Origin of the sequence: Herbaspirillum chlorophenolicum, from assembly GCF_001189955.1 — a bacterium.
Classification (GTDB): domain Bacteria; phylum Pseudomonadota; class Gammaproteobacteria; order Burkholderiales; family Burkholderiaceae_D; genus Herbaspirillum; species Herbaspirillum chlorophenolicum.
This window is the reverse complement of sequence record NZ_LFLT01000008.1, coordinates 132,037-154,209: the sequence shown is the minus strand read 5'-3', so window position 1 is coordinate 154,209 and position 22,173 is coordinate 132,037. Positions and strand designations below refer to the sequence as shown.

General features: G+C 63.5%; 19 protein-coding genes. 8 read left to right on the top strand and 11 right to left on the bottom strand.

Annotation, left to right across the window (positions count from 1 at the left end):
* Positions 1 to 157: 157 nt before the first annotated feature.
* The 5 genes from AKL28_RS07780 to AKL28_RS07760 all read right to left on the bottom strand — a co-directional run bounded on the left by AKL28_RS07780 (position 158) and on the right by AKL28_RS07760 (position 6,641).
* Complete coding sequence (locus AKL28_RS07780) at positions 158 to 1,231, bottom strand: porin (RefSeq protein WP_050467543.1); 1,074 nt, start codon at positions 1,229 to 1,231, stop codon at positions 158 to 160.
* 177 nt (positions 1,232 to 1,408) lie between these two features.
* Positions 1,409 to 2,506: an ABC transporter ATP-binding protein gene (locus tag AKL28_RS07775; protein ID WP_050467542.1), complete on the bottom strand. Its 1,098-nt coding sequence runs from the start codon at positions 2,504 to 2,506 to the stop codon at positions 1,409 to 1,411.
* Positions 2,507 to 2,529: 23 nt separating this feature from the next.
* Positions 2,530 to 4,341 carry an ABC transporter permease gene (locus AKL28_RS07770; RefSeq protein WP_050467541.1) on the bottom strand — a complete coding sequence of 604 codons (1,812 nt, stop codon included), beginning with the start codon at positions 4,339 to 4,341 and terminating at the stop codon, positions 2,530 to 2,532.
* 151 nt (positions 4,342 to 4,492) lie between these two features.
* The gene (locus AKL28_RS07765) at positions 4,493 to 5,599 is read right to left on the bottom strand and encodes an ABC transporter substrate-binding protein (RefSeq protein ID WP_050467540.1); all 1,107 of its coding nucleotides are present in this window, start codon (positions 5,597 to 5,599) and stop codon (positions 4,493 to 4,495) included.
* A 79-nt stretch (positions 5,600 to 5,678) separates the two neighbouring features.
* Positions 5,679 to 6,641 (bottom strand): Bug family tripartite tricarboxylate transporter substrate binding protein, encoded by a 963-nt coding sequence (locus AKL28_RS07760; protein ID WP_050467539.1) that lies wholly within the window; start codon positions 6,639 to 6,641, stop codon positions 5,679 to 5,681.
* A 296-nt stretch (positions 6,642 to 6,937) separates the two neighbouring features.
* Here AKL28_RS07760 and AKL28_RS07755 point away from each other — a divergent pair, with 296 nt between their 5' ends.
* Together AKL28_RS07755 and AKL28_RS07750 are read left to right on the top strand one after the other, a co-directional pair.
* The gene (locus tag AKL28_RS07755) at positions 6,938 to 7,612 is read left to right on the top strand and encodes a response regulator (RefSeq protein WP_050467538.1); all 675 of its coding nucleotides are present in this window, start codon (positions 6,938 to 6,940) and stop codon (positions 7,610 to 7,612) included.
* Positions 7,612 to 9,066: a sensor histidine kinase gene (locus tag AKL28_RS07750; protein WP_174525340.1), complete on the top strand. Its 1,455-nt coding sequence runs from the start codon at positions 7,612 to 7,614 to the stop codon at positions 9,064 to 9,066. Before AKL28_RS07755 ends, AKL28_RS07750 begins: the two co-directional genes overlap by 1 nt.
* Before the next feature lie 2 nt (positions 9,067 to 9,068).
* Here AKL28_RS07750 and AKL28_RS07745 read toward each other — a convergent pair whose 3' ends face one another.
* Entirely contained in the window at positions 9,069 to 10,196 is a 1,128-nt protein-coding gene (locus AKL28_RS07745) for an SDR family oxidoreductase (RefSeq protein WP_050467536.1), read from the bottom strand.
* Positions 10,197 to 10,263: 67 nt separating this feature from the next.
* Complete coding sequence (locus tag AKL28_RS07740; protein WP_197091050.1) at positions 10,264 to 11,037, bottom strand: MipA/OmpV family protein; 774 nt, start codon at positions 11,035 to 11,037, stop codon at positions 10,264 to 10,266.
* A 301-nt stretch (positions 11,038 to 11,338) separates the two neighbouring features.
* Between AKL28_RS07740 and AKL28_RS07735 the strand changes: the two genes are divergently transcribed.
* Both AKL28_RS07735 and AKL28_RS07730 read left to right on the top strand, forming a co-directional pair.
* Positions 11,339 to 12,019, top strand: coding sequence for a response regulator (locus AKL28_RS07735; protein ID WP_050467534.1), 681 nt, complete (start codon positions 11,339 to 11,341; stop codon positions 12,017 to 12,019).
* 20 nt (positions 12,020 to 12,039) lie between these two features.
* Positions 12,040 to 13,410, top strand: coding sequence for a sensor histidine kinase (locus AKL28_RS07730; RefSeq protein WP_231602365.1), 1,371 nt, complete (start codon positions 12,040 to 12,042; stop codon positions 13,408 to 13,410).
* Positions 13,411 to 13,419: 9 nt separating this feature from the next.
* Here the strand turns inward: AKL28_RS07730 and AKL28_RS07725 are convergent, their stop codons facing one another.
* Positions 13,420 to 14,091 carry a hypothetical protein gene (locus AKL28_RS07725; RefSeq protein ID WP_050467531.1) on the bottom strand — a complete coding sequence of 224 codons (672 nt, stop codon included), beginning with the start codon at positions 14,089 to 14,091 and terminating at the stop codon, positions 13,420 to 13,422.
* Positions 14,092 to 14,287: 196 nt separating this feature from the next.
* On the opposite strand from AKL28_RS07725, the gene AKL28_RS07720 reads away from it, so the two are divergent.
* Positions 14,288 to 15,196 (top strand): LysR substrate-binding domain-containing protein, encoded by a 909-nt coding sequence (locus tag AKL28_RS07720; RefSeq protein ID WP_050467530.1) that lies wholly within the window; start codon positions 14,288 to 14,290, stop codon positions 15,194 to 15,196.
* A gap of 16 nt (positions 15,197 to 15,212) precedes the next feature.
* Here AKL28_RS07720 and AKL28_RS07715 read toward each other — a convergent pair whose 3' ends face one another.
* From AKL28_RS07715 to AKL28_RS07705, 3 genes are all read right to left on the bottom strand, one after another.
* Positions 15,213 to 15,824: a 2-hydroxychromene-2-carboxylate isomerase gene (locus AKL28_RS07715; protein WP_050467529.1), complete on the bottom strand. Its 612-nt coding sequence runs from the start codon at positions 15,822 to 15,824 to the stop codon at positions 15,213 to 15,215.
* Positions 15,821 to 16,684 carry a CmcJ/NvfI family oxidoreductase gene (locus AKL28_RS07710; RefSeq protein ID WP_174525341.1) on the bottom strand — a complete coding sequence of 288 codons (864 nt, stop codon included), beginning with the start codon at positions 16,682 to 16,684 and terminating at the stop codon, positions 15,821 to 15,823. The genes AKL28_RS07715 and AKL28_RS07710 overlap by 4 nt, the downstream gene beginning before the upstream one ends.
* A gap of 225 nt (positions 16,685 to 16,909) precedes the next feature.
* A complete protein-coding gene (locus AKL28_RS07705; RefSeq protein WP_050467528.1) occupies positions 16,910 to 18,043 on the bottom strand; it encodes a porin in 1,134 nt (377 codons plus the stop codon).
* A gap of 583 nt (positions 18,044 to 18,626) precedes the next feature.
* Between AKL28_RS07705 and AKL28_RS07700 the strand changes: the two genes are divergently transcribed.
* From AKL28_RS07700 to AKL28_RS07690, 3 genes are read left to right on the top strand one after another with little or no spacing between them, the layout of a single operon-like run.
* A complete protein-coding gene (locus tag AKL28_RS07700; RefSeq protein WP_050467527.1) occupies positions 18,627 to 21,011 on the top strand; it encodes a TonB-dependent hemoglobin/transferrin/lactoferrin family receptor in 2,385 nt (794 codons plus the stop codon).
* 58 nt (positions 21,012 to 21,069) lie between these two features.
* Entirely contained in the window at positions 21,070 to 21,567 is a 498-nt protein-coding gene (locus AKL28_RS07695) for a CREC-EF hand family protein (RefSeq protein ID WP_050467526.1), read from the top strand.
* Between the two features lie 20 nt (positions 21,568 to 21,587).
* Positions 21,588 to 22,148, top strand: a complete 561-nt coding sequence (locus tag AKL28_RS07690; RefSeq protein ID WP_050467525.1) for a DUF2271 domain-containing protein — start codon at positions 21,588 to 21,590, stop codon at positions 22,146 to 22,148.
* Positions 22,149 to 22,173: the final 25 nt, after the last annotated feature.

Here is a 22,173-nt window from a genome sequence, read left to right as displayed (position 1 = left end):
CGGGAGTCGGGCCAATGTCATTTCAGGATGGGATGCAAGGCGCAAAACGCAGCCGGGCCGGTTGGCCCGGCGAGGCTTTGCAACGCCGCAGACCGCCTGAAGGGGCATGGGGACAACCCCGGCGAGACCGTGAACAGGTTCTATGCCATGCGCCTCATCAGAAGCGGTGCTGCATACCCAGCGTCATGCCGAACTGGCTGTTGCCGAAACCTGCTTCATCGCGCGACAGGCCGACCAGTTGGTTGTTCTTGGCCTTGGCATACGCGGTGCTGGCGTACAGGTCGGTACGCTTGGACATCGCGTACTTCAGGCGCAAGGAATACATGATCGGATCGGCGTCCTTGGCCACGTTCTTGATGTTCTGGTAATAGACCGTACCGATCAAGGTCATCGCCGGCGTGATCTTGTAGCTGCCGCCGCCCCAGAAGAAATCGCTGCGCAGGTCGGTTGCGCCCGAGGCCAGCGTCTTCTTGTAGTAGCGGTAGCCCAGGTTCAGCTTCCACGCATCAGACGCCTGGTAGCCGCCGGCCAGGTGGGCCGAGGTGGCCTTGTCGTAGGCGCCGCCGGTTGTCGCAGCCGTGCTGTTGTTGCGGTCATAGGTCGCCGCCAGCGAGAAGGGGCCGCTGCCATATCCCAGGCCGACGCCGTATTTGGCGCCCTCGTTCTGGCTGCCGGCCACTTCACCGAAAGCATATGTTGCGCCAATCTTCACGCCGCCGAATTCGCCCTGGTACTTGACCAGGTTGGAGGCGCTGGACAGCATGCCGTCCTTGCGGCCGCCAGTGGCGCCGGCCGAGGTAACCCACGAATAATTGGCCGAATAACCCATCGGGTCGAACGGCAGGATGAAGTCATAGGTGGTGGTGTATGAACGGCCCATCACCACGCGGCCGAAGCCGCCTTCCAGGCCGACGGTGGACTGGCGGTTGAACAGTTGGTTGGCATCGCCGTCAAAGCTGCCGGTATCCAGCTTGAAACCGTTTTCCAACTGGAAGATGGCTTTCAGACCACCGCCCAGGTCTTCGCTACCGCGGAAACCGATGCGCGAGGTGTTCATGTTGCCCGACGACAGGCGGGTAACGCTGCCGCCTTTGCTGCTGGCATTGTTGACGTACTCCACACCGGTATCGAGCAAACCGTAAACGGTCACGCTGCTCTGGGCCTGAACGGCGCCACCGGCGGCGGCAAATGCGGTAGCCGCTGCCGCGGCTGCCAGATGTTTCTTCTGCACTGTAATCTCCTTGGTTGAAAGCTGTTGTAATGGTCTGTGCCGCATATCGCATGCCGTGGGGACGGCTGCGGCTTGTTGTTATTTGCACTGCTGGTGTTACCGGCCTTGCATGTTGCCGTGGCGGGCGCAGCGGCTTGTGGCCATGCGCCCGCCGTCATCCTCTTGGCAGCGGATGAATCAGAAAGCCCATAGCGCCTGCTCCGGCAGGCAAAGCCAGTACTCGCCCTGCTCCAGCCGTTGCGGCGCATAGGCGCGCAATCCGACTGCACCGTTGCCGGAACCGGTCAGACCGCCGGCCTTGAACAGGCATTCCCAGCGGTCGCCCAGGTACATGCAGGTAGAGAGCGGCAGGCGGATGGCGTTGTCGGTGGGCTGGTCGGAGATACGCACCTGCTCGACGCGGATGATGCCGGTGACATCCTTTCCAGGCGCGGCATCGGGGTTGCCGCGCAGGGTCGCCATGGCAGTGCCGCCGTCGAGCTTGAGCGTGACTCGGTCGCCCTCTCGGCTGACCACCTGTGCGGCCAGCTTGTTGTTGCTGCCCATGAATTCGGCGGTGAACAGGGTGTCGGGAGTCTGGTACATGCTCTGCGGCGTGCCCTGCTGTTCGATACGGCCGTTGTTCAACAGCAGGATGCGATCCGAAATCGCCATCGCCTCGCCCTGGTCGTGGGTGACCATCAGCGCGGAAAGTTCAAGGCGCACGATCAGCTCGCGCAGGAAAGCCCGCGCTTCTTCACGCAACTTGGCGTCGAGGTTGGAGAGCGGTTCGTCGAGCAGGATCACTTGCGGGTTGTAGACCAGCGCGCGGGCGATCGCCACACGCTGCTGCTGGCCGCCGGAGAGCTGGTGCGGATAGCGCTCGCCCAGATGGCCCAGGCCAAGTTGCGCCAGCACCTCCTGCACCCGCGCCGCGATATCGCTGGACGAGACCTTGCGCAGCTTCAGGCCATAGGCGACGTTCTCGGACACGGTCTTGTGCGGCCACAGCGCGTAGGACTGGAACACCAGGCCAAGGTTGCGCTCCTCGGCCGGCATCTCGAAGTTGCGCGTGCCGTCGAATACGCGGCGCGTACCGATGTCGATGGTGCCGGCCTTGGGCGACTCCAGCCCGGCCACCGCGCGCAGCAGCGTGGTCTTGCCGCTGCCGGAAGGACCCAGCAGCGCCACCACTTCGCCCCGCTTCAATTGCATCGAGACGCCCTTGAGAATAGGGTTGGCGTGAGCACCGGTACCGTAGTCCAGGTGCAGGTCGTTGACGGAAAGTTCAGACATGATGATTTCTCTTTCTGTTCGAATTAGTCGTGCAGCTTGACGCCGAAGCGCAGCGCAATGCCGAGGCCCACGGCCACCAGCGTGATGTTGATGAAGGACAGCGCAGCCACCAGGTCGACGGCGCCGGCGGCCCACATCGAGACGATCATGGAACCGATCACTTCGGTACCGGGAGAGAGCAGGTAGACGCCGGTGGAGTACTCGCGCTCGAAGATCAGGAACACCATCAGCCAGGCGCCGATCAGGCCGTAGCGCACCAGCGGCAGCGTGACGTCGCGGGTGACCTGGGAGCGCGACGCGCCAACCGCCCGGGCGGCCTCTTCCAGTTCGGGGCCGACCTGCAGCAGTGCGGTGTTGATCAGGCGCAGGCCGTACGCCAGCCACACCACCGAGTACGCCAGCCACACCGAGAAGATGGTCGAGCGCAGCGAACGCAGCGTAGGAATGAAGCTGTCCACCAGCCACAGTGCGACGACGTTGTCGAAGCCCTTCAAGGTGGACTCCAGCAGCGACGGCACGAACAGGAATACCCACAGGAAGGACAAGCCGGCCAACAGGCCCGGCACCGCGCGCGGCACCAGCACGCTGTAGTCGAGGAAGCGGGTGATGCCGTCCTGCTTGCGGTGCATGGCCAGCGCGATGGCGGTGTAGCAAGCCACGGCCAGCGCGCCGCCGATCACGCCGATCAGCACGGTGTTGACGATGCCGCGCACCAGCGAGGGCTGCTCCCATACATCGCGGAAATTCTGCAGCGTCAGCACTTCCAGCAGGTTCACGCCGTCGCCCCAATGCGACACGAACGTGCGCAATGCAATGCCCGACAGCGGAATCACCACCGTGAACAGCAGCCAGGCGGCAATCAGCGCGAACGAGATCCAGCGCCATTTACCCAGCGGCAATGCCTTCTGGCGCGCGCCCTTGCCCTTGATCGAGACATATTTGCTGGCCGATTTCAGCAGCCAGCGCTGCAGCATCACCAGCGGCATGGTCACCGCCACCAGGCATACGGCCACTGCCGCCATCAGGTGGTAGGACGGCGTACCCAGCTTGTTGGTCAATTTGTAGAGATAGGTCGGCAGCACCAGGTGGCCTTCCGGATCGCCCAGCACCAGCACCAGGCCGAACACTTCAAAGCCGAGGAAGAACACCAGCACGCCGGAGTAAGCCAGTGCCGGCATGATCATCGGCAGCGACACATTCAGCGCCACTTGCAGCGGCGAAGCGCCGGCCACGCGGGCGGCTTCTTCCACATCCGATCCCAGGCTCTTCAATGCGGCCGAGGCATACAGGTAGACGTGCGGCACGTGGGTCAGGCCGGCAATGATGACGATGCTGGGGAAGGCATAGATATTCCACGGGTCGCCTTCGATACCGAAGAAAGACAGCAGATGCTTGAACCACACTGTGTAGAAGCCGACCGGCCCCATCGAGACCACATAGCCGAAACCGATCACCATGGGCGAGACGAAGATAGGCACCATCAGCGCAGGCGCGATCCAGTTGCGCCCCGGCAAGTCGGTGCGCACCATCAGGAATGCCAGCATGCTGCCCAGCGGCACGGCGATCACGGTCAGCCCGGCCGCCAGCGTAAAACCGTTGATGAACGCCTGGTGGAAATCCGGATCATCGAAGATGAAACGGTAGGAATCGAAGCTCAGATGCTTGACGGGCGCGAAAAACGGCGCCGACAGGAAGCTCTGGTAGAAGATCAGCACCAGCGGCACGAAAATGGCCAGCGCAGCCAGTACGACGACCAGGCCGCGCGGCCAGTTCAGACGCAGGCGCCGCTTGATTGGCATGTCTTCGCTACGGGGCAGCGATGTGGTTGTTTGCATGATTCAGCTCGAAAAACCGGAATCTGCCCGCACCGCGTTGCCATACGGCAGGCAAAGCGGCAGCAACGGAGCTGCGGCCAGCCGCGCTCCATGCAGGTTCCTTTGTTGAAAATCGCCGCAACGATGAACCCGTTGCGGCTGGCGGACCGCCTTATTTCTTGGTGGCTTCCTTCCATTGCTTCAGAAATGCCAGGCGCTTGGTCTGGTCCAGGTACTCCAGCAATTCGGTCGACACCGGCATCGGCTTCAAGGCCGCGCCAAGTTGCTTGCTCAGTTCAGCCGAGGTGGTCGCGCCGGTGACATCGCCACGGATGGCGAACAATTGCGCGTCATTGGCGATAATGGTCTGGCCGCGCTTGGACAGGATGTAGTCCAGCCACAGCTTGGCGGCGTTGACGTTCTTGGCCGACTTGTTGATGAAGAGCACGCGCGAGAGCACCAGGTTGTAGTCCTTGGTGAACGCGACGCCGATCGACGGGTCCTTCTTGGCGCGGATCAGTGCATAGGGACCGAGAATGTTGTAGCCGATCAGGTTTTCACCCGAAGAGATGCGTTCCAGCATGGTGCCGGTAGACGATTGCACGCGCGCCGCGACGCCACCCATGGCTCGGGCGAAATCCCAGAATTGCGGATTCAGCTTCAGGTCATAGGTGATCAGGCTGAAACCCACGCCGGACTTTTCGATGTCGTAGGTGGTGACCTTGTTCTTGAACTTTTCCTGCTTGGAGATCAGGAGCTGGGTAAATTCGGCGTGGGTAGTCGGCACTTCGGCTTCCGGCACCAGGCGCTTGTTGTAGACAATGGCAGTCGGCTCGAATGTGGTGCCGTAGGCGGTTTCTTTCCAGTTGGCCCAATCCGGGATGGCCGCGGCTTCAGGCGACTTGTAGGTAAGGCCGTAACCGTCCGACGCCAGCTTGAGCTGCAGGTCCATCGAAGACGACCACATCACGTCGGCAGTAGCGCCGCCGGCAGCCGCTTCCGAAATGAAACGGTTGTACGCCTCGGTCGAGTTCATGTCGTTGTACTCGACCTTCACACCGGGATAGAGCGCGCCGAAATCCTTGATCAGCGACTCGGCTGCCTTGGAATCGGTGGTGCTGTAGATCACGACCTTGCCTTCTTTCTTCGCACCGTCGATGATCTTGGCGTAGTCGGCGGGATAGCCGGCCGGCGCTTGCGCAAAAGCGGTGTTGGTAAAAGCGGCAGGCAAAGCGAGGGCGAGACTGAGCGCGACGCTCAGGCGACGTTTGTGCAACATGTGTTCTCCTTGATATTGAAATGAGGCTGGTTGCGGAGTGCTGAAGAAAACGCCTGACGGCGTTATCGGCAATTCCTGATCAACGAACCAGCCCTAACTCCTGGGACTGCTTGCGGTACTGCGCAACGGTCTGCGCGATGTAATCGGTCAGCGGCTTGCCGGTCATGGCAAAGGGGAAAAGGCCGCTGGCACTGCGTTGCCGCTCGAAAGCGGGGTCGGCCATCGCCTTGTCGAAAAATTCCACCCAGCGCCGGTACTCCGCCTCCGGCACATGCGGGCTCATGTAAAAACCGCGGATGATGGGCCACACCACGTCATACCCCTGTTCGCGCGCGGTAGGCACTACCTGCAGCGGACCCGGCAGGCGTTGCTCGGACAGCACCGCCAATATCCTCACCCGCCCCTCTGCGATGAAGTGCGCCACTTCCGACGCGTCGCCTGAAATCACTTGCACGTGCCCGGCCTGCAGCGCAGCAAAAGAATCGCCTCCGCCCTCCAGCGCCACAAAACGGAACTGCCGGGGATCGATGCCGGCGCGGCCGACGATCATGGACATCTTCAGCCAGTCCTGGCTACCCACCGTCCCAGACAATCCTACCGTCGTCTTGCCCGGATCCTTGCGGATCGCCTGCAGCAGTTCGCGCAAGTTGTGCCACGGAGCATCGCTGCGTACCGCGATCATGCCGTAATCGATGCCTATGCCAGCCACCCAGCGCACGTCATCCACCGAGGCCTTGCCGTATTTCCCCTGCGCCAGGTTCAGCAGGGAACCGCCGGAAAACGCCACCAGCGTATCGGGCCCGCCGCGTCGCTTCGACACGACTGAACTCCACGCCACCGCACCAATGCCGCCGGGCAAGTAGCTCAGTTTCACCGGCTCGCTCCCGGCATCCGATTGCAATACCTTGCGCAGCATCTTGCAGGTAACATCCATGCCGCCGCCGGGCTTGGCCGGCACGATGCATTCCAGCGCGAACGCACGCGGCGCCGCGCAGGCCAACAGGCACACCATCAACAGGATGCGCAGGCTGCTTGCTGTCATCTTTCGCGGCTGCACCGCTCAGGCGCCGGCGCAATATCGGGAATCGGGGGAATGCGTCATGGTCTTGTCTCCGGCTTGATTCTTTTTTGGTGTTGGCGAATGCTACAAGAAAAGTCTTTCAGTCGGCTTTCAGTGATGCGCCCAATGTAAAAAAATCCGGTACGCAATTTCCGCAGTTGCCATCCATGCATTTCAACCTGCCGCATGCATCTGTTAGCATCCGCGCTGGAGACGAGCCGGAAGCATATCGACAACATCCCGGCACCGCATCAACATTATTCGAACAAGGTAGCATCATGCGCATCTTGCTGGTAGAAGATCACGTCGAACTTTCCCGCTGGCTTTCCAAAGCCCTGCAGGACGCCCGCCTCAGCGTGGAATGCGCACACAATGGCGCCGATGCCGACAGCCTGTTGCTGACGCAGGAATACGCGCTGGTGATCCTCGACCTCACGCTGCCCAAAATGGATGGCCTGGAAGTATTGAAGCGCATGCGCGCGCGCGGCAGCCGCACGCCGGTATTGATCCTGACCGCCCGCGGCGGGCTGGCCGACCGCGTCAACGGCCTGAACCTCGGCGCCGACGATTACCTCGCCAAACCTTTTGAACTGGAAGAACTGGAAGCGCGCGTCAAAGCGCTGCTGCGCCGCACACAGAACAATGAAGCGGTCACCGTCAACTGCGGCGCGCTCTGCTTCGACACCGTTTCGCGCACGTTCAGCTACGGCGGCGAATTGCTGGCGCTGACCCCGCGCGAACATGCGGTGCTGGAAGCGCTGCTGGCGCGCCACGGGCATACGGTGCCCAAGGAGAAATTGTTCCAGCAGGTGTTTTCGCTGGACGACAACGCCAGTGTCGACGCCATCGAAATCTACATCCATCGCCTGCGCAAGAAACTGGAACACGCCGGCCCCGGACGCGTCTCCATTACCACGCTGCGCGGCCTGGGCTACCTGCTGCAGGCAGTGTGATGGCAGCACACGCGAAACTGGGCAGCCTGCGCAGCCAGCTGTTGCGCTGGCTGCTGATTCCGCTGACACTACTGGTGGCGGTGGATGCCGTCTCGGTCTACTACAACGCCCTTGAGGTAGCCGACCTGGCCTACGACCGCTCGCTGCTGGCTTCCACCCGGGCGCTGGCCGAACGCGTTTCCGTGGTTGACGACCATGTCATCGCCGATGTCCCCTATGTAGCGCTCGACAGTTTCGAAACCGATACCCTGGGCCGCATCTATTACAAAGTCACCGGCCTGAAAGGCGAATTGGTATCGGGTTACGGCGACCTGCCGCCGGTGCCTCCCGATGTCAAACGGTCGGAAGCCTATCCGGCGCTGGTGCGCTTTTACCAGGCCGACTACCACGACCAGCCCATCCGCATCGCCGCACTGCTGCAACCGGTGTATGACGACAGCATGCGCGGCATCGTGCTGATCCAGGTCGGCGAAACCATGGATGCGCGCAACGGCATGACGCGCAAGATCCTGTTCGATACGCTGTGGCGCCAGGGTACCCTGGTTACCGTGGCGGCGCTCCTGGTGTGGGTTGCGGTGCGCTTCGTGCTGCGTCCGATGATGCAGTTGCGCGGCGAAGTCGAATCGCGCGCTCCCACCGACCTTTCCGGCTTCGACCCGGCATTGGTGCATAAGGAAATGCGGCCGCTGGTGCTGGCCATGAACGGCTACATGGAGAGGCTGCAAACGCTGATCGCGGGACAGCGCCGTTTTATCGCCGACGCCTCGCACCAGCTACGCACGCCGCTGACGGTCTTGAAGACCCAGGCCGAACTGAGCTTGCGCGAACTCAGGCGCGGGCAACACGATCCGGCCGAATTGCGGGAGCTGGTCGAAGGCATGGCGCGCACCACCGACGCCACCGTGCACCTGGCCAACCGCTTGCTGACATTGGCGCGCGCCGAACACGGCGCCGCCGAAGGCGGCACGGCCCCGGTCTCGCTGAGCGATGCGGTACGCCAGGTGGCGCTGGAGTTGTCGCAACAGGCGGTGATGCGCCGCATCGAATTGTCCTTCGACAGCGAAGGCGACATCCGCATCGACGGCAACGCGCTGCTGCTGCATGAACTGATGGTCAACCTGCTCGACAACGCCATCCGCTATACGCCCGAAGGCGGGCGCATCACGCTACGCGTGTATGCCGCCAGCGAGCCCGGCCACGCCACGCGAGCACTGCTGGAAGTGGAAGACAACGGCCCCGGCATCGCGGACGCCGAGCGCGAGCGCGTTTTCGAACCGTTTTACCGCGCCAGCGCGACACAGCACATCAACCCCTCCGGCACCGGCCTCGGTCTGTCCATCGTGCGCGAAATCGCCGCCCTGCATCGCGCGGACATCGTACTGGAACGTTCGCCGCAAGGCGCTGGACTGGTGGTGCGCGTCGCCTTTCCCGGGGTGATCGAGGTGCGGCTCTAAGATCACTTGAAATCCCAGGCCATCTGCTGCGATACCGGCTGGTGTGCGACGCTGGCCGCGCACAGGCCGATGTAGCGCGTCAGCGGCGGCGGTGGCGGGATATCGGCCTCCTGCATGGCGCGATTGCTGAAGGTATAACCCAGCCGCGCAAAGCCGCCATACAGCCGAAGCGCACGCAGCATCAGACGCGGGCTGCAATCGGGCAGGCGTTCGCGGATGCGCGGCAGCAGTTCCGGCAAGCGCTCCAGCGGCAAGATGCCGTAGGCGCCGGGCGGCTCGCCGTCGGCGCATGCCAGTTCGCTATCGATATCGGCGAAGCTGCAGCTGCGCTCCTCACCGGCCGACAGGTGCAGCAGTCCATGCTCCCATTGCGGCCTCAGCGCCGCCGCCGCGATGGCCGCCGCGCACCAATCCACCGGCACCACGTCGATCTTCTGCCGCAGCTCCGCCACGCTGGCGCCCAGGGCGCGCCAGGCGCGAAACACCCAGTAGATGCTGGCCGATGGCGCGCACCCCAACCGGGTGTGACCGACGATGATGGATGGGCGCAGCACCACCAGCGGCAGGGCCGGCGCCATCTTCGCCAGCAACAGTTCGCACACCGCCTTGGAATGGGTGTAGGGCACCAGGTGCTCGCACTCGTCCAGCGGCAGCGCCGCGTTCTCGGCGATGTCGCTGCCGACCGGTTGCCGGCTGCCGCACGCCATGGCAGTGCCGATGTAGATAAAGCGGCGCAGCCGCGCATAACGCTGCAGCAGGTGCGCCAGGATCACGCTGGCATCGACATTGAGCGCCCCCACCGCAGGATGGTTCGCAAAACTGGCATGCGCCGCGCAATGGATCGCGACACCCACCCGCGCCAGGCGCGTGTCGCCGGCGATGGCCTCCACCCGCTCCAGGCTGGCCAGCAGGATCTGCGAAGGACGCAAGCGCAGCAGCTCTTCTTCCGGCACCTGCAAGCAGCGCAACTGCGCGATGACGCGGGCATGGGCGCTTGCCGCATCCGCACCGCGCACCATCAGCAGCAGGCGCGCGCCCTGGCGCTGCCGTATCAGTTCGGCCGCCACCGCGCTGCCGAGAAACCCGGTAGCGCCGGTCAGCAGGATCAGGTCGTCATGATCGTTCATCATGAAAGTCCTTTCTCGATTGGCCCGGGGACGCAGGCCGAAGCCGGGACCGGCGATGCCCGGGCCGCCCTCAATAGCTGTAGGTAACGAAGACGCTGCCCACCGGCGCCGTCTTGCGCTTGACGATAGGGCTGTCGCCGGCGTCGCCGGTAAGCTGCATGGCGCCGGCCGATGCCATCAGGCTCCAGTTGGCATCGAACTTGTGCTTCCAGCCCAGTTCCAGCGTATAGGCGTAGATTCCCGACTTGGCGCCGTGCTGGCGGAAACCGGACGCGGCCGACTGGGCGGCCGTCACGCCGTAGTAGGTCTGCACGTATTTGCGGTTGCCCCAGCTACCGGTCAGGCCCAGCGTCAACTCGTCAGCGCCGCTGGTGTAGAACGGGCTGCTGGCGCCGAAATGCAGCGCGCTGCCGTTATCGCGCTGGGACAGCGGCACCTCGGCTTGCAGCCCGAGGCGCAGCCAGTCGGTCACGGTATAGCCCAGGCTGAGCAGCGTAGTGACCGACCCCTTGATCTCGCCCATGCCGCGCAGGTAATCGCTGCCGGAGCGCCCCATGAAGCCGTTCTGGTTGCTGTCCTTGCGGCCTTCGCGATAGCCCAGGGCGATGCTGTAGTCGACCTTGCCGGCGTGACTGCCATAACCGATGCCGCGCTTGGTGCCGATGAAGAAACCGTTGGACGTCGCGTAATCCAGCGCCAGTCCGATGCCGGCGCGGTTCTGGTCAGAACCGGAATAGCGCGGACCGATAGCCGCGCCCGCGCCCAGCGTAAACACGTCGCCCTTGGGCGTTTCGGCGGCCTGGGTGGGCGCGGCCAATACCGCCAGCGCAGCAACCGCCAGCAACGCAATCGGCGGGCAAGGTTGCTGCAGGATTCGGGATACTACGGAGGGGACGCGCCGTGAATGCGGCTGCCGGCACGATTCGATACTTTGCATGGAACACCTTTCGTTTGCGAAGAAGGACGAAGACGAGGTCAAGCCCCGTTGCGATGCAGTATGGAATCCGAGCATGAAGTCCGGATGAACCGGACATGAAGGAAAAATGAAGCATCCCGGGGCCGCCGGGATGTTGTCGCGCACGCAACAGGCGTGCGAACCTGCGTGTCTTCAGCCATTCTTCACGCGCCGCATATACACTCGCGACATGAAAATCCTACTGATAGAAGACGACCTCGATCTCGGCAACGGCGTGCGCATCGCGCTGGCCGACCATGGCTTCGACGTGGTGTGGGTGCGCCAGCAGGAAGACGCGCTGCGCCAGCTCGACACCGGCGCCTGCGAACTGGTGCTGCTCGACCTCGGCCTGCCCGACGGTGACGGCATGCGCATCCTGGTGCGCCTGCGGCACGAGCGGCAAAACCTGCCGGTCATCATCCTGAGCGCACGCGACGCGCTGGAGGACCGGCTGCGCGGCCTGGACGGCGGCGCCGACGATTACCTGGTCAAGCCCTTCGTACTGGCCGAACTGCTGTCGCGCGTGAAGGCGCTGGCACGGCGCAGCTACGGCTTCGATGGCGACATGCTGGAAGTGCGCGGCCTGACGCTGCACGTGCCGACGCGGCGCGTGATGGTAGGCGAACGGACGGTGGAACTGACGGCCAGCGAATACGCCCTGCTCAAGCTGCTGATGGTGCGCGCCGACCGTGTGGTCACGCGGCGCCTGCTGGAAGATGAGGCGCTGCCCGGCGCCCATGAGAACGCCAGCAATGCGCTGGACGTACATATGGGCAACCTGCGCCGCAAGATCGGCGAAGGCTTCGTGCGCACGGTGCGCGGCGTGGGCTATGTGGTCGACACCGTGGCGCCGTACAAGGGAGGCGAATGATGCGCAATTGGTGGCGCCGTGTGACCGCACCCTCCCTGGTGCGGCGGATCATGCTCGCACAACTGCTGCTGCTCACGCTGCTGTGGTGCGCCTTCCTCACCTACGTGCTGTGGGAAAGCCTGCGCAGCCCGGGGCTGCTGGGCGGCGCCAAGGTTTTCGACACCGTCCTGGCGGTGGCGGACCAGCTGGAAGACCGTCCACAGGCACGCTACGGCGTCCTGCGCGAAATCGACCTGGCGCTGCGCGAGGACTACGGCGCCGGCGACGATTCCGATATCTCGACCAGCCTGATCGTACGCAGCCACGGCAAGGTCATCTACGCGTCCGCAGAAGCCCCCTTGGGGGTGCGCAACACGCGTTACGACACGAATGAGCGCATTACCGTCGACGGACGCGTCTGGCGCAGCCGCACCGCCAAGTCGCCGCGCTCGGATGCCGAGGCCTCGCTGGTGATACCGGGCGATGCATGGGCCTTCTTCATCCACATCAATTCGCGCGGCTACTACGTGCTGCCGCTGCTGATCAGCCTGCCCTTCCTGCTGCTGCCGGCCTGGCTCTCGGTGCGCGTGGCGCTGCGGCCGTGGAGCAAGGTGGCGCGCGAGGTCGCCGAGCGCGGGCCGCACGACCTGACGCCGCTGAAATCGGTACCCAAGCATGAAGAGCTGCGCAATATGGTCGACTGCATCAACGACCTGCTGGCCCGCGTGCGAGAGAGCGCCGGGCGCGAACGCGCCTTCATCGCCGACGCCGCACACGAGCTGCGCACCCCGCTGGCGGCCATGCGCATCAACGTCGAGGCGCTGCAGTCGCACGTGGCCGACGCGCACCAGCGCGAACTGCTGGGCGGCATCCTCAACAGCGGCAACCGCGCCACGCGACTGGTGCGCCAGTTGCTGCTGCTCATGCGCAGCGAAACACGCACCGAAGCGCCGCTGCGACCGGTGGCATTCACCGCGCTGGTACAGGAACGGCTGGCGGCGCTGTCGCCGCTGGCGACCGAACGCGAGGTGGAACTGGAGCTGGATGCGCGCGGCGAGGTATGGGTGGACGGCGCACGCGAAGGACTGGTGTCGCTGATCGACAACCTGGTGGAAAACGCCATCAAGTACAGCCCGGCGCGCTCGCGGATCGAAGTGGGTCTGCACATGGCTGAGCAGGGCGTGCAACTGAGCGTGTCGGACGCCGGGCCGGGCATCGCGCCGGCCATGCGCGAACGCGTGTTCGACCGCTTCTTCCGCGATCCGGACCAGATCCAGAGCGGCAGCGGCCTGGGACTGGCGATCGTCAAGACAGTGGTGCGGGAACACGGCGGCAGCGTCGCGCTGGACACCTCTGCCGAAGGCGGACTGACGGTGACCGTCATCCTGCCGGCAGGCAAACCCGCCGGCTGAATGCGAAGCTCAGGCGCCCTGCAGGCCGTCCAGCACGCGCGACAGCTTGAGCTTGAAGTCGACGACGGGGGCGTCGTCGCCATCCTTGCGCTTCTCGACGCTGACGGCATGGGTCACCATGTAACCGGTATAGGCCGCCAGCAGATCCTTGTTGATGTCGTCGCCATCCTTCAGCGGCGCCCAGCCATGCTGGTCCAGTTCCTGCACCTCGGCCGAGGTACCGTTAAAGGACAGGCTGTAGGCCTGGGGCTTATTCTGCCGGGCGAACTGCAGCAGGAAGTCGGCCACCGCTTTGGTAGGACGATCGCCGGCAAATTGCGTGACGGCGCCGACCAGGGCTGCTTCCCGATTGCTCTTTGCAGTCGACAAGCGGGCTCCGATGCGAGCCTCCAACGCCGGGTTGGCGGCCATCACCGACTGGAACTGCGCGTCACGCGGGTCATCCACCAGTTGCAGGCCGTTAGCGCCGGCCACGATGCGTAGCGCCGGCGGCGCCGACATACCGGCGGCTTGCAGGGCAGAGTTGAGATCGGCGGCCAGCGTGTCGCCGGAAACGGCCTCCGCCTGCGGTACCTGCGAGACGTTCTGCAAGACCTGTTGGAATGCCGACGATGCGCCATTGGCTGCTGTAGCGCTGTAGGCGGTAGCGGGCTGTCCGGTTTGCGTAACTGAGCTGATCATTTTCCTCTTCCTGAAATGACGTGGCGTCGGCTGGTCGGGTTGATCACAAAGTGCCATTGTGAACCGGTTCGTCTCGCCTTTGGCATGAAAAAGAAGGCCTTTTCCCCCGCACTTCCGGTCGCGCCCAGGCATGGCAATGTGCCGGCAAGCGTGTTGTGGTTCAATGATGCTTTCATCTTTCGCATGCACCAACAGAATGTCTCTCCCGCTCCTTAAACTGCCTCCGCTGGACCTCCTGCGCGGCTTCGTTGCCGCCGGGCGCCGCATGAGCATTACGCAGGCGGCGCAGGACCTGTGCCTCACGCAGTCGGCCGTCAGCCGCCAGATCCATGCGCTGGAAGAATTCATGGGAACGCGCCTGCTGGTGCGCGGCCACCGTTCGATCGCCTTCACGCCCGAAGGCGAACGGCTGTTTCGCAGCGCCGACGCCGTCTTGCAGCAACTGCAGGATGTGCTGGGAGAATTGCGCACCGCGCAAGCCGCCAAGCCGGTAACGGTGACTGCCAGCATCGGCGTCACCGGCCTGTGGCTGCTGCCGCGCCTGACGCGATTGCAGCAGCGCCTGCCCGGCATCGACGTGCGCGTGGCCGCCAGCGACAGCCTGGCCGACCTGCGTCACGACGGCATCGACCTGGCCATCCGCTACACCACACCGGCGCTGGCCCCTTCCGGCGCGCAGCGGCTGTTCGGCGAATCGGTAGCGCCGGTAGCGCATCCGCTGCTGCTGGCCGGCGCCAGCGCCGGACAACTGCCGCCGGATGTTCCGCTGCTGGAATTCGATCAGCCCAATGCCTGGCTCATGTGGGAGCAATGGCAAGACCTCGCCAACTCGGGCGCGGGCAAAGGCAAAGGGAAAAAACGCGGCATGCTGCGCTTCAACCAGTACGACATGGTGATCCAGGCTGCCGTGGCCGGCCAGGGCGTGGCGCTGGGACGCATGGAACTGATCCGGCCGATGCTGGAGAGCGGCCAGTTGGTGATGCTGGCGCCGCCGCGCGCGCAGCCCGAGGATGGCCACGCCTATTGGCTGATCCAGGCCGATGCCGAGCCACGGCGCGAAGTGCGCCTGGTTGCCGACTGGATCTGCAGCGAAGCCGAGGACTAGGGCCTGTTCACAAGCGCTAGCGTTCAGAGGCCAACGCCTTGCAATACGCCAGCGCATCCTCCAGCCGGTCATTGCCCCAGAACATTTCATCACCGACGAAAAAGGTCGGCGCACCGAAGATGCCGCGCTGGTGCGCCATCCCGATTTGGGTGCGCAGCCGTTCGCGCCACGCTTCCGATTGCGCCTGCTCCCATAACGCCTGTGCCGGCAGCCCCATCGCTTGCAATACCTCGTGCACGAGCCCGGCATGATCGATGTCGCGGTCGTCGACGAAATTCAACTGCATCACGCGCCGGCAGAATTCTCCGATCCACGGCTGTTCCGCATTGGCCAGCGCGATGCGCGTGGGCGGCACCGCCGACCGTGGAAAGCTGCTGGGACGTTGCCACGGCAAGCCGTACTTGCGGCATTGGCGCTGCATGTCCTTCCAGGTGTAGTCGCCTTTTTCCTTCTGCAGCACGAAAGGCGAGGTGCTCCAGCCCAGCGCGCGAAACACCGGCCCCAGCAAGAACGGGCGCCAGACCACCCGCGCTCCCGCGGCTGCCGCTTCCTGTTCGATGCGCATGACGCTGATATAGCTATAGTTGCTGCCGAAGTCGAACCAGAACTCGATGGCCGGCGCATTCATGCGTGCACCACCAGGCAACGCAACTCGATACTCTCGCGCAGGGGCGCATCGGCCGGGATATGCGGCAAGTCGAACGCGGCATGCGGCGTGAAGCGCGCCACGCCCTGCGTGCGCGAATCGTATTGCTTGAACAGCAGCGCTTCGTGACGGTCCATTTGCGGGAAATAAGACCAGCGATGATGCGCCGCGTGGCGCAACTGGTAAATCTCGCCGGTCCGCTTCGGATAACGCACCTCGCCGCGCACCAGTTCGGTGGGCTGCACGCTGCGTGCGTCGCACACCGCCAGCGGCGTGTCCTGCACCGGCCCCTTGATGGAACGCCAGATATTGATGATGGAAAAATGCTGCACGAAAGGCAGCAGGTCGGAGTCGCGCAGCACCAGCGCCAGGCGGCGGCGCCCCGACTCTTCGGTGTAATCGTTATGGATGCGGCCATTGGCGGCAGCCTGACCTTGCACCGATTTGCGGCCAAAACTCAATGCCGCACGGTCGGCTTCGCGCCTGCGTACCAGATGGTCGAATACGTAGGCATGCGTGCCGCCTGTAGCCATCAGCGCCAGCTCCATCGCTTCGGCGTAATAGGTGGAAACGATCTCATCCTCGTCGCTGAAGTCGCGTACCGCGCTCGGTGCGTCGGCCAGCAGGAAACCGTTGCCGTCCAGCGCCAGCCCTTGCTGCCGGCGGGCGTCGGCGATGAAGCTTTCATGCGCCTCATAGGCGGCGCTTTCCCACGGCATTCCGGGCGGCGGCGTGTAGGCATAACTGACGGGATGGCTGGCATCGGCGGCGAGATAACTCAGCGGCGCGATGACGCCGGCCGCTTCAATGCCCGGGGATGGGAGGCGGGGTTGCATATGCATGGCAGGCTCCTGGTCAATCGGCTGTTCCCTTCCGCCGGAAATGCAGGACGTTGGGAGATAGCTGCATTGGAGCATTCGCCTGCAACGCGATCAAACGAGATTTGCGCCGCTTCACATGCGTATGGCGCATGCGAATATGCGCCACGCATAAAAAAACGGCATCGCCCTGGCGGGCGATGCCGTATCAATGACTACATTCCTCTCAAGACTATTCCTGCATACCGCTTAGAACTTGTGGCGCAGGCCTACGCGCACGACGTTCTGGGTCGAAGCGTCAAACGGTGCGGCGACATCGTAGGCGTTGTTGATGACGCCCGGGTTGCGTGCGTCGCTCGCGCGCAGGTTGCTCCACATCGCGTACACGTCGGTACGCTTGGACAGGTAGTAATCCACGCCCAGGTTGAACTGGGTGGTACGGGCACGGGTAGCGCCGGTGCTGGTACGGGCGATATCGATACGGTCATGGATCACGCTGCCCAGCAGGTGCAGGTTGTCCTTGAGCGCATAGTCGACGCCGATGTCGATCACGTTACCCTTGGTGGCCTGGGTCGTGATGCTGCTGACCAGGCCGGGAGCAATGCCGCCTTGCAGCGGACGCTTGGTCTGCGACCAGGCGCCGTACAGCTTGGCCGGGCCGAACTGGTAGCTCGTGCCCAGGGTGAAGGTCTTCAGGTTGGTGTCGCCCGGCTGCGCGGTGCCGGATGCGGCGGACAGCTTGGTCTGGTAGTACGCGCCGCCGATACCGAACGGGCCGCTGACATAGTTGGCGCCGAAGCCGAAGCCCTGGCCGGCCGAGGTATTGCCCGCCACTTCGCCGAACGAATAGAACAGGTTGCCGGTGAAGCCGCCGTAGTTGGCCGAGTCGAAACGCACGGAGTTGTCGGCGCGCGAACCGGCGACGCGGTCCAGGTTGCCGAAGTGGGCGCCCTTGACGCCATTGCCGCCGAAGGTCTGCACCGAGGTGTACTTGGAGCCGATGTCATCCAGGAAGTCCACCTGGCGGCCGAGGGTGACCGTACCGAAGGAGCCCGACAGGCCGACCACCGACTTGCGGTCGAACAGGGTGTTGGCGCTCGCCATGCCGCCGGTGTCGGCGTTGAAGCCGTTTTCCAGTTGGAACAGGGCCTTGAGGCCGCCGCCCAGATCTTCAACACCGCGGAAACCGATGCGCGAAGTTGCCAGATCGCCCGAGTCGATGCTGAAACGGGAACCATTGGAACCTGGCGTGGTGCCACGGGTAGCGTTAGTGGTGTAGGTCAGGCCCACATCAATGACGCCGTAGACGGTAACGCTGCTTTGCGCTTGCGCGGACGAGGCGACCAGCCCCAGAGCGGCCAATGCAAATGCTGTTTTTTTCATGAATACCCCTGAAAGATTTAAAAATTAAGGCCGAGTTGGCCCCGGATCCATTCTTTGGACCCTGCTGTATCCGGCCAGATGAAGAGACGCAAATGCCCCTGCGGAAGAATCCGCCTTCATCAGGGCCGAATTAAGATGGCGATTTTCGGCGGCGCCGGTTCCCGATTGCGCCGCACTGTGTACAGGACTCTTTGGCCCATGAATCGGCTGCGCATGCTGGTGCGCGCGAGCCGGAAGAGGAGCTGGGCTCCTCAACATAGGCGGCACTATACGTGCCGATTTTTACTTACGTGTTACATGCATGAAATTCTGCTCACGCGACGGCGAGCACGTGAAGCAACGGTTCAACATGCGCTTGCCGGACAGGAATGCGCCCATCCTCTGCCATGCGGAATTCGACATGGCATAACATCTCTATTTATTATTGCAAATAGAAATCATTATTATTTGTGTGATAAAATCCGAACCACGTCAGCTTAGACATCGACAAGAAAAATAGCGTCTGCTCTAGCAAGAGTGCCGTCTAATTCCGTTGTGTTGCGCCAGCCTCATCCCTCTCCACTTATTGATAAGGCTTGCCCACATGGCTCAGCAACCATCGGGCGTCGGCGTCATGCGCCGGCGTCGACGTTCGTCCCTGCAACCGCTCACCCTCGCGTTCGCTATCAACAGCGCCCTGCTCTGCCTGGCCGCTCCGAATGCCGGCGCCCAGGAAAACGTTTCTGCCAGCCCCGTTGCCGGCAACGAACGCCCCGGTAAGAAGCTGCCCGACATCGAAGTCAAAGAAGCACGCGAAGAGCAGCACAAACCCGGCGCCTCGGTCAAAGTCACCAAGGAAGAGCTCGAAAAGCAAGGCGCCGGCAGCTTTGCCGATGTATTGAAATACCAGCCGCTGATCTCGGTGCCCGGCGTCACCGCAGGCACTACCAACACCACCAGCGCCTACGACCATCCGGGCAGCACCAACTACAATATCCGCGGCGTCGAAGGCAACCGCGTCGGCGTGGATGTGGACGATGTCGAAATGCCGGAAGCGGTGGACCGCTCGGCCACTTCCGGCAGCGGCCGCGCTTCCATCAGCACCTTCGGCCAGGGGCGCGACTTCATCGATCCGGAAATGTATTCCGAGGTGCAGGTCGATTCCGGCACCACCACCTCGGCGCGCCCGGCCGGCGGCATCGGCGGCGCGGTCAGCTTCCGCACCAAGTCGGCCGAGGAATACGTCAACGACGCCAAGCCGGCCTACTTCGGCGCCAAGGCCGGCTACAACTCGGCGGACCGTTCATGGAACAAGGGCATCACCGCCGCCGGCGCCTCCGGCATGTTCGACGGCCTGATCGTCTATTCGCGCCGCGACGGCCACCAGGCCGACAACAACAGCGACATCCTGAACGCCTATCCGTCGGACTGGCATTCGGACGCACTGCTGCTCAAGGGCGGTATGCGGATCGATGCCGAAAACAAGTTCACGATCTCGGCCGATCTCTACCGCCGCACCAACGACCTCTCCTATGACGGCTGGAACAACACCGGCACGGCCATTACCGGCAAGTCGGTCCAGCACAGCACCACCGCGCGCAATACCGTCCAGCTGGGCCACCTGTGGACGCCGGCCAACGCACTGCTGGACAAGCTGGAAACCAAGCTGTCCTACCAAAGCACCGACATGCAGGATGCGACGGCCATCACCACCTTAAGCACGGGCGCGCGGGAGAACGACTTCTCGCGCAACAGCAACAAGCAGTTCAGCCTGTCCAGCACCGGCAGCAAGAAGATCGACAACAACAACCTGCGTTTCGGCCTTAGCGCCAGCCAGAACAAGAACCAGCACCAGTTGACCGGCACCTCGCTGGCCAAGCAGCCCTACCCCAACACCAAGACCACGCGCTATGGCCTGTTCGCCGAAGACGAGATCACCTTCAACCTCGACGGCCACCGCCTGGCGCTGATCCCCGGCCTGCGCGTGGACCGCGTCTCCAGCAGCATCTACGACACCAGCAGCTTCGCCAACAGCGCGATCAGCGCGGCGCAGCTCAATGCCCTGTACGGTTCCGGCACGACCAACACCATCGTCAGCCCCAGCCTGAGCCTGGTTTACGACATCGTGCCCAGGATCAGCGCCTATGCGCAATGGAAGCGCGGCGGCCGGGCGCCGTCGGCCAGTGAAATGTACGGTTACTGGAATTCCGGTTTCGGCAACTATGCGCTGGTGGGCAACCCCAACCTGAAAAAGGAAACCAGCGACGCCTTCGACATCGGCTTGAAGGGCGAACTGACCGAAGGCATCACCTTCAACAGCTCGCTGTTCTATACCAAGTACAAGAATTTCATCGCCTACACGCGCTATACGCGCACGGCCAATCCGCAGATGTTTACCAACGTCCAGAGCAACGTGGCCACCATCTACCAGGCCGAGAACCGCGACAACGCCTATATCTACGGCCTGGAACTGAGCACGCGCATCGACCACGGCATGTTCGTGCCGGCCATGAAAGGCATGTACTCGACCTGGGCGCTTGGCTACAGCCAGGGCAAGTCCAAGAGCCGCTACAACGGCGACAGCTACCAGGACCTGGACACCGTGCAACCGGCCAAACTGATCATCGGCCTGGGCTACGACGCCCCCGAGAAGGTCTGGGGCAGCAACCTCACCGGCACGCTGGTCAAGGGCAAGCAGGCCAAGGCCACCAACCGCAACAGCTACGCGAACAGCGGTGCGGCGCTGACCGACTCGACGGTGACCTACTTCAACGTCCCCGGCTATGCAGTATTCGACCTGACCGGTTACTGGCGCGTGGCCAAGAACGTACGCATCAACGCCGGCATCAACAACCTGCTGGACAAACGCTATTGGGATTACGCCAGCGTCTACAGCCTGGAACCGAGCAACGCCAAGGACGCGCAGGACATCCAGTTGCAGACCCGCACCGGCCGCAGTTTCTTCGCGTCGGTCAATGTGGATTTCTGATGTCCGCACGCCGAGGCCTTACCCCCAACGCTTTCTCCTCATTTCATAAGGAACCGACATGACATCCCGCTCCCTGCTGCTCTGCACGCTCTCCGCCAGCCTGTTTCTGGCCGCCTGCGCTGCCCATCCTCCGGCCGATAACGCCAAGGCTGGCCCGGCGCGTCCGGCCGGCGGCCACGGCCGCGAAGCCTTTATCGGCAGTTACGACGTCAACCGCGATGGCGTGGTCACGCGCGCAGAATATGAAGCCGTGCGCCTGCAGCGCTTCAAGAATGCCGACAAGAACGGCGACGGCAAACTCTCTGAAGATGAATACGTCGCCGAATTCGAAGGCCGCCTGAAGGCGCAATACTTCCAGGAGGGCCGCGAACCCGACGAAAACTATACCCGCGCCATCAAGCAGGCTCACGTGCGCTTCGCCCTGCTGGACCGCAACCACGACGGCTTCATCTCGATGGATGAAGAACGCGAGATCATGGACAAGACCTGGGCCCAGGCCGACACCAACAAGGACGGCAAGGTCGACGCCAACGATCCGCCGCCGCCGCGCAACTGATCGCGTAGCAGGTGCCTCCGATGAAGACCGCCTTCACCCGCGAACGCCTGTTGGCCATCCCCCTGCTGCTGGCCGGCCTGGGGTTGGCTGCCGGCCAGGCACGCTCGGCCGCGCTGGAAGTGGAAGTAACGTTGCCCGACATCGCCAGCGCGGCCTACCACCCGCCCTACCTGGCGGCATGGATAGAACGGGCCGACGACAAGCAGTCCGTGGCCGGCACGCTGGCAGTCTGGTACGACACCCGGCTGCGCGACAACCTGGGGAAAATATTCCTCAAGGAGCTGCGCACCTGGTGGCGCAAGGCCGGCAGCACGCTGGCGCTGCCGGCCGATGGCGTGAGCGGCCCCACGCGCGGGGCAGGGGTGTACCTGCTGCGCTTCTCCGACCGGCAGGAGCTGCTGGCCGCCTTGCCGGAAGGGAAATACCTGCTGGCCGTCGAAGTGGCCCGTGAACAGGGCGGCCGCACGGTGCTGCACGTGCCGTTTGCCTGGAAAGGCACGGATGGCATAACCGACGCCGGCCGGCAAGACGGAGGTGCCGGTAGCGAGCTGGCGACACTGAAGGTCACGGCCAAACCATGATGTCCAACCATGTCCCCCCAATCCC